The 14,602-nt window shown below is 40.6% G+C and carries 13 protein-coding genes; 5 read left to right on the forward strand and 8 right to left on the reverse strand.

Translation table 11 applies throughout. From position 1 onward, the window contains the following. Window positions 1-457: 457 nt before the first annotated feature. Both MUO14_RS09680 and MUO14_RS09685 read left to right on the forward strand, forming a co-directional pair. Window positions 458-793, forward strand: a complete 336-nt coding sequence (locus MUO14_RS09680; protein WP_244755018.1) for an ArsR/SmtB family transcription factor — start codon at window positions 458-460, stop codon at window positions 791-793. A 114-nt stretch (window positions 794-907) separates the two neighbouring features. Continuing rightward, window positions 908-1,837: a cation diffusion facilitator family transporter gene (locus MUO14_RS09685; protein WP_244755019.1), complete on the forward strand. Its 930-nt coding sequence runs from the start codon at window positions 908-910 to the stop codon at window positions 1,835-1,837. Window positions 1,838-1,995: 158 nt separating this feature from the next. Here MUO14_RS09685 and MUO14_RS09690 read toward each other — a convergent pair whose 3' ends face one another. Further along, window positions 1,996-4,062 carry a heavy metal translocating P-type ATPase gene (locus MUO14_RS09690; RefSeq protein ID WP_396265818.1) on the reverse strand — a complete coding sequence of 689 codons (2,067 nt, stop codon included), beginning with the start codon at window positions 4,060-4,062 and terminating at the stop codon, window positions 1,996-1,998. Window positions 4,063-4,477: 415 nt separating this feature from the next. Then, the gene (locus MUO14_RS09695) at window positions 4,478-5,953 is read right to left on the reverse strand and encodes a potassium/proton antiporter (protein WP_244755020.1); all 1,476 of its coding nucleotides are present in this window, start codon (window positions 5,951-5,953) and stop codon (window positions 4,478-4,480) included. 697 nt (window positions 5,954-6,650) lie between these two features. Between MUO14_RS09695 and MUO14_RS09700 the strand changes: the two genes are divergently transcribed. Next, window positions 6,651-8,306 carry a glycoside hydrolase family 13 protein gene (locus MUO14_RS09700; protein ID WP_244755021.1) on the forward strand — a complete coding sequence of 552 codons (1,656 nt, stop codon included), beginning with the start codon at window positions 6,651-6,653 and terminating at the stop codon, window positions 8,304-8,306. Window positions 8,307-8,336: 30 nt separating this feature from the next. On the opposite strand, the gene MUO14_RS09705 is transcribed toward MUO14_RS09700, so the two are convergent. Together MUO14_RS09705 and MUO14_RS09710 are read right to left on the reverse strand one after the other, a co-directional pair. Next, on the reverse strand, window positions 8,337-8,687 hold the full coding sequence (locus tag MUO14_RS09705; RefSeq protein ID WP_244755022.1) for a hypothetical protein: 351 nt from the start codon (window positions 8,685-8,687) through the stop codon (window positions 8,337-8,339). A 63-nt stretch (window positions 8,688-8,750) separates the two neighbouring features. After that, window positions 8,751-9,197, reverse strand: coding sequence for an OsmC family protein (locus MUO14_RS09710; RefSeq protein WP_244755023.1), 447 nt, complete (start codon window positions 9,195-9,197; stop codon window positions 8,751-8,753). Window positions 9,198-9,346: 149 nt separating this feature from the next. Between MUO14_RS09710 and MUO14_RS09715 the strand changes: the two genes are divergently transcribed. After that, entirely contained in the window at window positions 9,347-10,267 is a 921-nt protein-coding gene (locus MUO14_RS09715) for a hypothetical protein (protein WP_244755024.1), read from the forward strand. Between the two features lie 2 nt (window positions 10,268-10,269). On the opposite strand, the gene MUO14_RS09720 is transcribed toward MUO14_RS09715, so the two are convergent. The 4 genes from MUO14_RS09720 to pepT form a co-directional block, all read right to left on the reverse strand. Continuing rightward, complete coding sequence (locus MUO14_RS09720; protein ID WP_244755025.1) at window positions 10,270-10,722, reverse strand: GNAT family N-acetyltransferase; 453 nt, start codon at window positions 10,720-10,722, stop codon at window positions 10,270-10,272. Window positions 10,723-10,727: 5 nt separating this feature from the next. Beyond that, window positions 10,728-10,922, reverse strand: a complete 195-nt coding sequence (locus tag MUO14_RS09725; protein WP_244755026.1) for an SE1561 family protein — start codon at window positions 10,920-10,922, stop codon at window positions 10,728-10,730. 71 nt (window positions 10,923-10,993) lie between these two features. Beyond that, complete coding sequence (locus MUO14_RS09730) at window positions 10,994-11,833, reverse strand: TerC family protein (protein ID WP_244755027.1); 840 nt, start codon at window positions 11,831-11,833, stop codon at window positions 10,994-10,996. A 247-nt stretch (window positions 11,834-12,080) separates the two neighbouring features. After that, window positions 12,081-13,307, reverse strand: a complete 1,227-nt coding sequence (pepT, locus tag MUO14_RS09735) for a peptidase T (RefSeq protein WP_244755028.1) — start codon at window positions 13,305-13,307, stop codon at window positions 12,081-12,083. 200 nt (window positions 13,308-13,507) lie between these two features. Here pepT and MUO14_RS09740 point away from each other — a divergent pair, with 200 nt between their 5' ends. Then, a complete protein-coding gene (locus MUO14_RS09740; protein WP_244755029.1) occupies window positions 13,508-14,575 on the forward strand; it encodes an AI-2E family transporter in 1,068 nt (355 codons plus the stop codon). Window positions 14,576-14,602: the final 27 nt, after the last annotated feature.

Below are 14,602 nucleotides of genomic sequence, written 5' to 3' on the forward strand. Positions count from 1 at the left end.
TCACAATAGCATAGAAAATGGCCGGTAAATTATACGGATCATTAATGGCTGTTATATAAAAAAATGATAAACCAATCCAATAAGCCCATTTTAATATGTAAACTGCTCCAAGGTGTGCATGAATACTCTCCCACCTTCGCTTACGATTAGAGGCGGGAGTTTCGAGTGTGTCAAGTACTAAGTCATGCTTAACATTCGTGAAGTTGACACGTTTGCCCTAAGGCACAATCCCGCTAGACCCTCTGCCTTGTAAGCATCGGGACATACTTTTCGTAAGATATTCAGAATGCCGTTGACATCGGCATGGATCATCGTGTCGAATTGACAATGTCTTTCATCAATAATAAAATATGTGCATATACTAATATACACATATTTTATTACCTTACACTTGGATTATAGTTAGCACTAGCCCACACACAACTTTACCAAGATTGATAAGAAGGGAAAGGTTTAAATGAAAGAAATAAACCATGAAAAACAATTAAGTACAGGAGAACAACAAGAATTAAGTGAAGAAACTTTATTTGTAGTATCTCAAACCTTCAAAGCACTAGGTGACCCCACAAGAATCCGAATTCTATATCTCCTTTTTGATAGGGAATACTCAGTAAATGACATTGCAGAAGGCTTAGACCTTAGACAGTCAACGGTTTCCCATCAATTGCGTTTTTTAAAAAACTTAAGACTTGTAAAATACCGAAGGGAAGGAACAACATTATTTTATTCCCATGATGACGTCCATGTTATGGATGTGCTTAAACAAACTATTGAACATGCGTGCCATAACTAAGCTTTTTAATAGGCATAGAATGAAAAAATTTATTAAAGATAAAGGTATCACTATTCACTTTAAATTGATATGTGTTCATATATTGACTTATTTTGATTTATTGGAGGGATTCTAATGGGGCATGGACACAACCATACTCATGGAGCAAATAAAAAGGCTTTACTGATCAGCTTTATTATTACAACGACCTATATGGTAATTGAAGCGATTGGTGGTTTTTTAACGAACAGCCTTGCCTTATTATCTGATGCAGGACATATGTTAAGTGATTCTGTATCACTGGGTGTTGGTGTTCTGGCTTTTGTAATGGGTGAAAAAGTAGCGGATTACAGTAAGACATACGGATATAAACGTTTTGAAATCCTTGCCGCTTTGTTTAATGGGGTTACTCTTGTATTAATCTCATTGTATATTTTTTATGAAGCTTATCAACGTTTTACCAACCCTCCAGAGGTTGGTTCTATGGGTATGCTAACTATTGCTATTATTGGCTTGATTGTAAATATCTCGGTGGCTTGGATACTGATGCGTCAAGGTGATACAAAAGAAAATTTGAATTTACGTGGGGCGTTTCTTCATGTTTTAGGTGACTTATTAGGTTCTGTTGGTGCTATTGTTGCTGCACTACTCATCATGTTTTTCCAATGGGGCTGGGCAGATCCTCTTGCAAGTGTCATTGTGGCCATCCTTATTTTGATTAGTGGTTGGCGTGTAGCGAGAGATGCTGTACATGTTTTAATGGAAGGAACACCTAAAAACGTCGAGATCAAAGACATTACCGATACGATCGAAGCTATTCCTGGGATTTTAGGCATTCATGATTTACACGTATGGAGTATTACAAGTGGGCAAAATGCTCTCTCCTGTCATGCAGTTGTTACAGAGAATTTGACTATTCAAGAGTGTCAGGAACTACTAAGAACTGTTGAAGCTCAACTACAGAATAAACATGTCGGACATGTGACAGTCCAATTGGAAACAAATGAACACCCTCATGAGAATTCTCTCTTGTGTAAACACGAACATGAAGGACATTCTCATTAACATGACCACTAAAATTGTTTACCTCCATTGTGCTAGCAATGGAGGCATTTTTATGAGAATTGGAGATGACACAGCCTACACTTCTTGGGACCTGAAAAAACTTGTTTCGCGCTAGTTTCTAGTCACTCCTACCGGACAACTGCATCTTCTTTTATCATCTATGCTTTGAGTAATTTAGCATTGATGGCCACAACTATAGTGCTCAAGCTCATCAGAACGGCCCCAACGGCTGGACTTAAAATAATTCCAATAGGTGCCAGAATACCTGCTGCTAACGGAATAGCAATGATATTATACCCTGCTGCCCACCATAAGTTTTGAACCATTTTCTTATACGTATTGTTGGACAATTCTATAATCGATACAATATCTTTTGGGTTACTTTTAACTAGAACGATATCTGCTGTCTCTACAGCCACATCGGTACCACTTCCAATAGCTATACCTACATCGGCTGTTGCGAGAGCGGGTGCATCATTTACACCATCACCTGTCATCGCTACTTGTCTTCCATCTGATTGCACTTTCTTCACTTGGTCTGCTTTGTGATCAGGCAATACCTCAGCATACACTTCATCCATATCCAACTGTCTAGCAACCCAATCGGCCACTTTTTTGTTATCCCCTGTCAACATGATGGAATGAACGCCTTTTTGTTTAAGAGCGGCTATCGCTTCCTTGGCTGACTTCCGTACCATATCTGCCAGAGCAATCATGCCGACCAACTGATCATCATCAAGTACAACAAACACAACTGTTTTTCCTTGTTCGGAAAGCTCATCAAAAGAAGCAGAATCATACGATATTTTTTCATCTTTCATATACCCAGGACTGACGACTTTCACATTTCTGCCCGCAACATCACCTTGGAGTCCTTTCCCTGTCATCGATTCAAAGTTTTCTACAGTATCCAAGGAAATCTCTATATCCTCGGCTTTTTGGATAATCCCTCTCGCAAGGGGATGCTCTGAATTTTGCTCCGTACTCGCTGCCCAGTAGATGACATCATTGGTTTGATATCTCTGTGAAGGGACTACATCCGTGACACCAAACTCCCCTTTAGTGAGTGTCCCTGTTTTATCAAAAATGACCGCATCCAAGTTGCGTGCATTCTCAAATTGGGTACGATTTCTAATTAATAAACCTTGCTTTGCTGAGATGGCTGTTGAAACGGCAACGACTAACGGTGCTGCCAGCCCTAAAGCATGCGGACAAGTAATAACCATGACGGTGACCATTCTCTCGATAGCTACATCGATAGCAAACCCTAAGGCTATCCAAATGATGAAGGTAATAATTCCTGCTGCTAATGCCAAGTAAAACAGCCATTTAGCTGCACGATTGGCTAAATCCTGAGCACGGGATTTTGAACTCTGTGCTTCCTTTACTAATGAAATAACTTGAGAGAGATAAGTGTTATCGCCTGTACTTTTCACCTGTATCGTGAGACTACCTTCCTTATTGATGGAACCGCCGATGACCTCATCTTCTTGATTTTTTTCTACAGGCACAGATTCACCTGTTAACATTGATTCATCAATCGCCGATTGACCTTCAACAATCACCCCATCGACAGGTATTTTTTCACCTGGCTTTACTAATACATGATCTTCGCTGCCTAGTTCATTTATCGGCACATCCTCTGTTTCCCCATTTTCATTTACACGATGTGCTTCATTAGGCATTAACTTCACAAGTTCTTGTAGTGCATTGGAAGCCCCCATCACTGACTTCATTTCAATCCAATGACCAAGGAGCATAATATCCACTAATGTTGCAAGCTCCCAAAAGAAATTACGGCCTTCCCAACCAAAGACGACAAGAGAACTATAACCGTAAGCAACAAAAATGGCGAGCCCAATCAGTGTCATCATACCAGGATTCTTATTCTTCAACTCATCAATGGCCCCTGTTAGAAATGGCCAGCCACCATAAAAGAATACAAACGTAGCTAAACAGAATAAAACGTACTGGTCATATCGGAAAGAAAGTTGCAAACCAATGAAATTTTGTATCATCGGAGATAGTAATAAAATAGGAATCGTGAAAATCAACGATATATAAAACCTTTTCTTAAAATTTTCTACCATGTTTCCATGATCGTGATGTTCATGACCTTCGTGTTCATCATGTTCATGGTTTTCATGATTGTCACCTCCCTTATGGGAATGTTCGTGTTGATTACTTTCGTCTCCCTTGTGATGATGTTCATGTTCTTTTGGCACTCTAAAACCTCCTATATGTACTATTTACATTTACCTAAACCTTCATTTCTATACTCATACCCTGCATGGGTATAATAAAACACAAACGATTAATAAATGGCCATCTATAGAAAATTCTTATATTACGAATGAGAAATCAGGCGTTCTGTGCTCTCTGATTCTGAATCGGTATCCTCCACTCATGTAGCCTCTATTGTAGACATGACTGGTCGTTTCATCAGGGATTCCATCAGATAAAATCTTTAGGAGCTACATTAAACAGCCAGAATCCGTAATCTTTTCAAAAACATGTAAGTAAATCCAAGAGACTCACTTAAACATTTCCAATAGAAAAAGGCGGCTTGTCTTTTCCTTTCCTTTCCGGGAAAACAAGCTGCCTTTTCTTTGTCCTGAGTTACTGTTTTTTCTATCAAGATCAAGGATTAACTTTTTTCTTAGCCTTTTCCTGACCTTTAACTGTCAATAGCTTTCTTACTTCTTTTCGTTTCTTCTTCTGTGTTAGGACATAAACCGTATCATAGGCTTGCATGATTGAGTCCCCGGTTGGTGTGATCACTTCATCTCCGCGTGTTATCGTTACAATAATCGTGTCTTTTGGAAAATCTATTTCATTGAGTTCACGACCGGTTATAGGTGAGTCTTCACCGAGAGTAACTTCAATAATTTCCGTTTCGGTTTTGCCTAGGTTAATTAATTCAAGCTCACCAATCGAGCGATTCTTTGGATCACCTGCTAATTTCAAACGCGAACCTACCCATGATAAGGTGCTCCCTTGAACTAATGCAGATATGATGACAACGAAGAATACGGCATTAAAGATGAGATCGCTGTTTTCCACATCATCTATAAGGGGATATGTGGCTAGAACGATCGGTACGGCGCCTTTTAATCCCGCCCAGGATATGAAGGTTTTTTCCTTGAGGTTATAGTTCATTCCGATCATACTGATAAATACTCCGATCGGTCTTGCGATGAACATCAATATGATGGATAAGAGAATCCCTTTCCATGCCACTCCTATTAGCTGACTTGGAAAAGCCAAAAGACCCAGCATCATAAACATGAGGATTTGCATCATCCATCCAAACCCTTCATTAAAACGAAGAATTGCGAAGCGATACATTAAGTCGCTATTCCCTACAAAAACAGCCATAACATATACGGCTAATAGGCCACTCCCGCCAATAGTAGCAGTGAAGGCGTATGTAAAGATAGCAAACGATAAGGCAAGAACAGGGTAAAGCCCTGAGGAATCCAAGTCAATCTTGTTAACAACAAAAACGGTCAGCTTCCCTAGCAATAGTCCGGTTACTAAACCTAATCCCATTTCTATAAAAAAGCTTCCTATTGCTTCCCAAATAGACGTTTCAGGAATTTGAATTAAGTCAATGAAGATGATCGTTAAGAAAACCGCCATCGGGTCGTTCGTCCCAGATTCAGCCTCCAATGTGGAGGTGATTCTCTTCTTTATATTCTTATTCCCAAGAACAGAGAATACAGCTGCTGCATCGGTTGAACCAACGATAGCACCTAACAACAACCCTTCAAGCCATGAAAGTCCGAATATATAAACAGCCGCGGCGCCTGTAACAATTGAAGTAATCATCACCCCTGCAGTCGCAAGTGAACTGGCTGCGCCTGCAATCGGCTTGATATCCTTCCATTTTGTTTGGGTACCGCCATCAAAAAGAATGATAATCAAGGCAAATATCCCGATCAATTGGGCAAGTTTTGCATTCTCAAAATAGATATAGTTATTTAAAAGCATTCCAGCCGCCAAAAACAAAATTAGAGAGGGCATCCCTAAGCGTATGGAAAACTTTGTGGTCAATACTCCTGTTAATAGCATGATTGATAGTAATAATATAATTGATTCAACACTAAAGTCCATATAACCCACCTTTAAAATAACAGATTCCAGGTAAGAACCAGCTACTTTACTCGCCCTATTTTCTCTGAACTATTTTCCTTTTTCGAACAAAACTACTAAGTTCAGATTAATATATTTTCTGACAATAATCCAATAATCAGCCTTGTTGCACCAGTATCTCATAGAATGTTGCCCTATAAGAGGATGCTTAAAAAGTCACCAAATGATAAACGGCGAATTTCTTCGTTGCTCGGTTTTTCCGGTCCGCACGTATGAAAGGCATATGGCTTGCGGTCCTCAAGAAAGCGAGTCGTCCCCCGAGCCCTCATACCGTAATGGACCTAGGTGTCTCAGAGCTGAGTCTCCAGGATAAGGGGGCGGTGTGAAGCAACATGGATAGAAAGTGATCAAACTTCTTTATAAAATGGAAACTAAAATCTGCTGGATAAGAATCCATTTTGAACCTTTTCGGAAAAGAACCATATATTCTGCCATTCTTTGGCGTTTTAAAAAGAGCAATTATGAAATTGATTCAATTGCATTCATTGTAAAATCCAAGAAAATCAGATAAGATATGAACTAGTTTAGGAAAACGTTTGCACAATCGCCGGACGTTGTTATTATAAACGCTCTAGGAAGCGATTGTTTGGTGAACGTATAAGCCATACTCCAGCACACTATGGCGAAAAAACAGGTTAATCTTAGGGGGGTTAGAACTATGGAAAAGGTTTGGTGGAAAGAGGCTGTTGGGTACCAGGTTTACCCAAGGAGCTTCCAGGATTCAAACGGGGACGGTATTGGCGATTTACAAGGTATGATTGACCGTCTGGATTACATTAAGGATTTAGGCATCGATTTTATCTGGATCTGCCCTATGTACAAATCTCCTAAAGAGGATAATGGCTACGATATATCTGATTATAAGGATATTTTAGAAGAATTCGGAACGATGGCTGATTTTGATCAGTTATTGAATGAGGTTCATAAACGTGGGATGAAGCTGATTATTGACCTTGTCCTTAATCATACGAGTGACGAGCATCCATGGTTTGTTGAATCACGATCTTCGAAGGAAAACCCGAAGCGCGATTGGTACATTTGGCGTGACGGCAAGGATGGCAGCGAACCAAACAACTGGGAAAGTATCTTTGAAGGCTCCGCCTGGCAATACGATAAGAAGACTGACCAGTATTACCTGCATGTTTTCTCAACAAAACAACCTGATTTAAATTGGGAAAACCCTGAAGTTAGAGAAGAACTGTACAGTACTGTGAATTGGTGGCTCGATAAAGGAATAGACGGCTTTCGAATTGATGCCATCAGCCATATTAAGAAACAGGCCGGTCTTCCTGATATGCCGAACCCTGATAACAAACGCTATGTTTCTTCCTTTGATAAGCACATGAACCAGGATGGCATTCATACCTTTTTGCAAGAGTTCAAAGACCGCACCTACGGAAATTATGATGTCATGACCGTCGGTGAAGCCAACGGTGTAAGTGCAGACGAAGCACATTTATGGGTTGGCAAAGAAGGAAAGATGGATATGGTGTTCCAGTTTGAGCATCTCGACCTCTGGGGTCAAGGTACCGAGCAACAACTTGATGTCATCGGGGTTAAAGAAGCACTGACTCATTGGCAGAAGGGGCTTGAAAAGGATGGCTGGAATGCATTATTTATAGAAAACCATGATAAAGCACGTTCGGTATCGACGTGGGGAAATGATCATGAATATTGGCGGGAAAGTGCAACAGCAATAGCCACGATGTACTTCCTAATGCGGGGAACGCCTTTTATTTATCAGGGGCAGGAAATTGGCATGACCAATGTCGCTTTGCCATCTATTGAAGACTATGATGATGTCGCAGCTAAAAACCTTTATCAGAATAAAAAGGCAGACGGCTGGTCACATGAAGAAATTATGGCTATCCTATGGAAAACCTCCCGTGACAACAGTCGAACCCCTATGCAGTGGACGGCAGAGGATCAGGCGGGCTTTACAATTGGGAAACCATGGATGAAAGTCAATCCTAATTACCTGTCCATTAATGTTGCCCAGCAATTACAGGATGAGCACTCCATCCTTTCGCATTATAAGCAACTGATTCAATTAAAAAAGCAACATGAATTGTTTACGTATGGCACCTATGAGTTGTTGCTTCCCAATGATCTACAAGTCTTTGCCTATACACGCACATATGATGAGCAAACCGCATTAATTTTAGCGAATTTAACAGCAGCTGAAGCAAGCTTTGAAAGTGAGTATACATTAACATTAGATGCACTGCGACTTACGAATCAACCTAATACTTTAGACCACGAGACAAAACATGTAAAGCTGTCACCATATGAAGCCCGTGTTTATTTGTTTTAGCTAAAACTAACCACGTCCTTGAAGACGTGGTTAGTTTTTTCCTTTCGTTCTCATCGAATAAAACAACATCAAACCAACACTTGTGAAAGCAGCAAACACAAGCAAGACAAGAACAGGAACACGACCTATATTGAACAAAAGCAAGATACCCGCCCCATAGACAACTCCAACTAACCCAACCATTGGGAGTACTGGTCTTACTTTACCTTTAATCAATAGATCAGCAATAGCACATCCAATCAAAGTAACAAAAAAGCCATATAGCGCCTGGTTGAGGAGAACTTTGCCCCAAATACCCTCCCCGGTTTTAAAGAATGATGCCCCAATGATGATGATCAGATAATACAAATATGTAATAAGAAAACTTATGAAAAAGTTCATATTCGCATTCCTTTCCTTAACAAATAGCCTCTGCCCTATTGTAACAGAGACCTTTCATGAAAATTATTCAATCGTAAGATCTGCTTCCATCTCAAGTTCAACATTACCTTGAATGGCTTTTGAGATCATACAGCTTCCCTCTGCTTTGTCGACTAACTTTTGCAACCTAGTCAGTTCGTTCTGGTTTGCATCATTTGTCAGTACGACTCTCGGTCTATGAATAATCTTTTTATAAGTAAAGTTCCCATCTGTAACATCAACGACCCCTTCAGACTCCATGTCCATCTCCTTTAGCGGCAATTGGGCACGCTCAATCATTGCTGCCAAGCTGATGATATAACAGGTAGCTGCAGCTCCGAGCAGCATCTCATCTGGATTTGTGCCAATATCCGGTCCATCCATTTCTTTAGGAATCGAGATCTTTGTTTTCAGTTTATCTGCTTCGATAGAGCCGACCTCGTTACGCCCACCCGGCCAGTTTGCTTTAAGATGAAAATGATGAAACGCCATAGTATCTACTCCTTTTAATCGAAAAAATCATCTAATCTATACTCATTGTAAACGAGCAGTCATTTTCAAATGAAATCATTTGCTTACATAGAAAAAGGAATCCCCCCCTTCTATGGCGAAACAAACATTAAGATAGGAGATGATTATTCTTGATAAAACTGTCCAATGCCAACTTTGAACGTGCAAAAAATTGGATCCTTGAACATGGGCGTGACCTCGAAAAGGTCCGTGTTAAATGTCTGACTGAAGACGGGCATCAACATGAAATCATAGCAGCACTGTCTGGTTATCAAAATCAAGATGGTGGTTTTGGAAAGGGATTGGAAGCTGATATTAGACTGCCCCATTCCTCCTCGATAGCTACAACCATTGCCTTGCAAGTTTTAGTAGAATTTGATAATTACCCACAGGCGAAACAAATGATTGACAAAGCCATTCGTTACTTCGAAAATCATTTCAATAGTGAACGACAAGGCTGGTACGCTGTGCCGCCAGAAGTTAATGAGTATCCCCATGCCTTCTGGTGGACGGTTCATGAGGATGGGATGTCCTGGATTGATCATCACTGGGGGAATCCTAGTGCAGAAATCATCGGCTATCTGCGTCGCTATCACAGTGAAGTCACCCAACTCGATGTCGATCAGTTAGTACAGCAGTGTATCGATTATTTCTTAAGTTTAACCACCTTTGAATCTGAACATGAAATCTATTGTTATCAGCGTTTCTTTCAACTGCACCCTGATTTATTGACAAACACAGTAACGGAGCAGCTAGAAAAAGCGGTCCAATCCCTTGTTGTTCTTGATAAGGAAAGGTGGAAAAATTACGTACCTTTTCCGTTAAAATTTATACCAGACCTGGAAAGCACTCAGTTTGGAATTCCAAAAAAGAAGATTGATGATAACCTAGCTTTTTTCATTCAAGCCCTAGAGAAGAGTCCGTTTATTGAACCTCCGTGGGACTGGAATACATACATGGACAGCTGGGGACAGGCTAAACAAGAATGGCGTGGCGTGCTCACTTATGAAGCACTCAAGTTGTTGCTAAACTACAGAAAAGTCGTGAGTTAAACTCACGACTTTTCCATTTGGACAAATTCATAGATACTTCCGTTTGTTTGCTGCTGAAATGACTTAACGTAAACAAATCCTGCCCGCTTATACACTTTAATGGCTCTTTTGTTAAAAGATGCGACGGACAATGTGATCTTCGATGGCTCATAGTGTTCGTACACGAAATCAAGGCAACTCTCTAAGAATAGGCTTCCGACTCCTTTTCCAGTTACGTCAGGATGCATACCAAGACCGATATTGACGGTTTTCGGAGCTGCTGCATTAGCTGTGAGAAAGCCGAGTAACTGCCCTTTCTGATAGACACTGTATGTATGTTCACTTCTTGCGTCAGGGTTAATAAACTCCTCATAATCTTCTTTATCAGCTTTCATATCGTAGAAGCTGTATTCCCCAGGGTAATGCCACTCGGCAATGATTTCAGCCTCAGCTTGGTTGATTGGACGAAATTTCACAGTAGTCAACTCCCTGATTCCCAGTCTTTTTTAAAACGCTCCATTTTCATCTGCAGTTGTTCAATCATATCAAGAATCCGCTCAAAGTCTTCCTGGTCGACTTGTTCTGGATCCATCACCTCAACGACTTGATTCAGCATTTGAATACGTTTTTTCACGTAACGAAATTGCTCGGATGGTGTCTCTGCTGCCTTTCCCATTTTGTTCCCCCTCCCCCTAAACTTTTAATAGTTAAAAGAGAGCCTTATGACAAGACTCTCTACTCTTTTTCTTATTGATTAGATTGGTTTTGTTTTTCCGGTTTCTCTTTTTTACCTGATAAGAACCAACCTGCGACTGCGATTAGTACTAGTACAGAGTAAAAGATAAGCTTCCAAGTTGTCGAGTGCGCGAAGTGTTCATCTAAAACCTGGATACTCGGGTGAGCTAGCGTTGCGACAGCCAGCTTCACACCTACCCAGCCGACAATAACGAAAGCTGCAACTTCAAGACCCGGACGGGAATGAAGCAGTTCAACGAAGACATTGGCGGCAAAACGCATAATGATAATCCCAATCATTCCACCCGTTAAGATGACGGCGAACTGTCCACCATCCAAACTTCCTACCGGCGGTAACGGTGTTTCAGGCAAAGCTACAGCTAGCGCAACTGCCGCCAGAATGGAATCGACCGCAAACGCCAAATCGGCAAGCTCTACTTTTAGCACTGTCATCCAAAAGCCTTTTCCTCGGCCTTCTGTATCCACTTCAACATCATCATCTGATATATCATCTTCATCTCCCCTGGATTTCCACCTGTCATACAAGTTTTTACCAGAGATGAACAGTAAGTAAGCCGCGCCTAGCGCTTGTACTTGCCATACATCGACGAGGAAGGAAATGACAAATAATGAACCAAACCGTAGGATAAATGCACCTAAAAGACCATAAAATAGGGCTTTCTTTCGTTTATCCGGCGGTAAATGTTTTACCATTATAGCGAGTACTAATGCGTTATCAGCGGCGAGAATACCTTCTAAACCGATGAGCACAAGCAATACCCAGCCATATTCAATCAATAATTGAGCATCCATGTTTGTTACTCTCCTTTTAATAAAAAATGATCCCACCATTAGGTAAGGACCATAAAAAAACAGACCTTTACCCTGCTGGGTAAAGGTCTCGCTAACAACGTACGTTGCCAGTAAAGCCGGGGACATCTCCCGTAATGACGACTTTACTGTCCAGCTACTCCCCTTTTAGGAAAAAGCTAATTCTTATTTCATCATAGCATGGTCTCGTCATTTGTCAACAGATATATGTCCCTGTCCCACTAATTAGTATTATTATGGTGGTCAATGTATAAACTATACGGATTTTTTAAGCTTCTTCAACAAAAAGCTTACATATTTCTACAATCACCCGTGTAGACTCCACCATGTTTTCAAGGGATACATATTCATATTTACCGTGGAAGTTCTCCCCTCCCGTAAACAGGTTTGGTGTTGGTAAGCCCATATACGAGAGCTGGGAACCGTCCGTCCCTCCTCTGATCGGCTGTACGATCGGAGTGATGGACAGGTTGGTCATTGCACGATAAGCAACATCAACAATCTCTTTCATCGGTTCAATCTTATCTCTCATATTATAATATTGATCATTTAATTCTATGCTTACACTGTCCTCGCCATAGTTCTCTTTTATTTGTGTAACGATGGAAAGAAGCTTGTCCTTCCTAGCGGCAAATGCTGTTTTATCAAAATCTCTTATCAAATAGTACAATTGCGCCGCTTCCACATCGCTTTGTAAAGAAACAAGGTGATAAAACCCCTCATATTCAGAAGTGTATTCCGGGGCTTCCTGCTCCGGCAGCTGTTCAATAAACTCAACGGCAAGCTTTGAAGCATTGACCATCTTGCCTTTTGCGGTCCCGGGATGCACACTATTACCGTTGAAGGTTATTTTAACATCAGCCGCATTAAAGCTTTCATATTGAAGTTCACCAAGTGGACCGCCATCTACGGTATAGGCAAAGTCAGCACCGAATTCCTTGACGTCAAACTTATGTGGTCCTCTCCCGATCTCCTCATCTGGCGTAAAAGCAACACGTACCTTTCCGTGTTTAATGTCCGGATGATCAATTAAATAGTGCATCGCTGTCATAATTTCTGAGACGCCTGCTTTATTATCAGCCCCAAGTAATGTCGTACTATTCGTTGTTACAAGGGTATGTCCTTTATATGTAGGTAATTCTTCAAAGTCACGCGGGGAGAGAACTACCTCCTCATTCAAGTGGATATCTCCGCCATCATAATTCTCAACAACTTGAGGATGGACATTTTGCCCGGTAAAATCCCTTGCTGTATCTACATGGGCTAGAAAGCCGATTACAGGGAGGTCTTTATCTGTATTAGCAGGAAGCGTAGCCATTACATAGCCATTTCCATCCAATGTTACCTCTTCCATCCCGATCCCCTTTAACTCTTCAACCAATTTTTTGGCAAGAGTAAGCTGTCCTTCCGTTGATGGACAAGAGTCGTTCGATTCATCTGACTGTGTGTCAATCTTGACATAACTTGTAAACCGCCTTAATATTTCATCTTTCATTATCATTCTCCTCTGTATACGTATTTTATTATCCTTACCATATGCTTTTAATAAAATGTTTTCAACGAAAGAGCAATAGTGATAACCTTATATCATATTGTTCTTTATAGATACTATATTTTCCTACTTTAGCAGGAATTTCACTTTATAAGACGAATAACTTACAGATAGTAAATACAATACATAAAGGTGTGTGCTGCATGATTCATAAACGCTGGTTTCAAAGTCTGATTGCTGGTATTCTAGTCTCATTATTTATTTTACTCATACATGAAATTCATTTTTTCTTTGATCCCTTCTTCACCTATTTAACTGCCATAGCCATTCCGTTTATTGGCGGCGGCATTCTTTTTTACATTTCAAGACCTGTCATGCTTTTCCTGGAAAAGTACCGAATCCCAAGGCTGCTTGCGATTTTAGTTGTCTTTTTACTCTATATTTTCGCTGGGTTCTTAATCACCCGTTTTATCGCACCGATCGCTCAAGAGCAATTCTCAAGGTTGATTGAAAATTTCCCTAGAATGATCGATATGGTCGGAGAAACCGTTAATTATTGGCAGCAGAATCAAGCCATTATTCCTGATCAGTTTAATAGTGCCATTAACGGTGTCGTACAAAATTTGGAGTCTTACCTTAAAGATGCTTCGACTATAATCATAGATGTAATCAGCCAATTTATCGGCTTTGTTTTTGCCCTCATCCTAGTTCCATTGTTCCTGTTCTTCATGCTGAAGGATGGCGATAAGCTTGTTCCGTTTGTAAGGCAATTTTTGAATGACCGAGTTGGAAAAAGCTTTGAAAGACTTGCCAGATCTCTGGATCATACCTTAAATTCATTCATTATCGGCCAGCTTACCGTAAGTGTGTTCGTTGGGATGTTGTTACTTGTCGGGTATTTAGTGATTGGATTGCATTACTCTCTTACTTTAGCGCTTTTCGCTATGCTCATGAATGTCATTCCATTCGTTGGACCTTTCTTAGCTGTGATTCCTGCTGTGTTAGTCGCCCTATTCCAAGACCCAATATTAGTTTTGTATGTGGCGATTATCATGGTCATAGCTCAGCAAATTGAAGGAAACCTTGTTTCACCTAACGTTATGGGAAAAGCTTTAGACATTCATCCGTTAACAGTCATTACCATTATTTTGGCTGCCGGTAGTTTAGCTGGTTTCCTTGGACTGTTATTTGCGATTCCAGCGTACGCCCTTGTAAAAACGGTTATCACTCACTTTTATAATGAGTGGATCGCTAACAAAACGGAACAATAAGAAGCTTCCCCACTGCCTTCCTTTGGA

It is taken from the genome of Halobacillus shinanisalinarum (assembly GCF_022919835.1).
Lineage (GTDB): Bacteria > Bacillota > Bacilli > Bacillales > Halobacillaceae > Halobacillus_A > Halobacillus_A shinanisalinarum.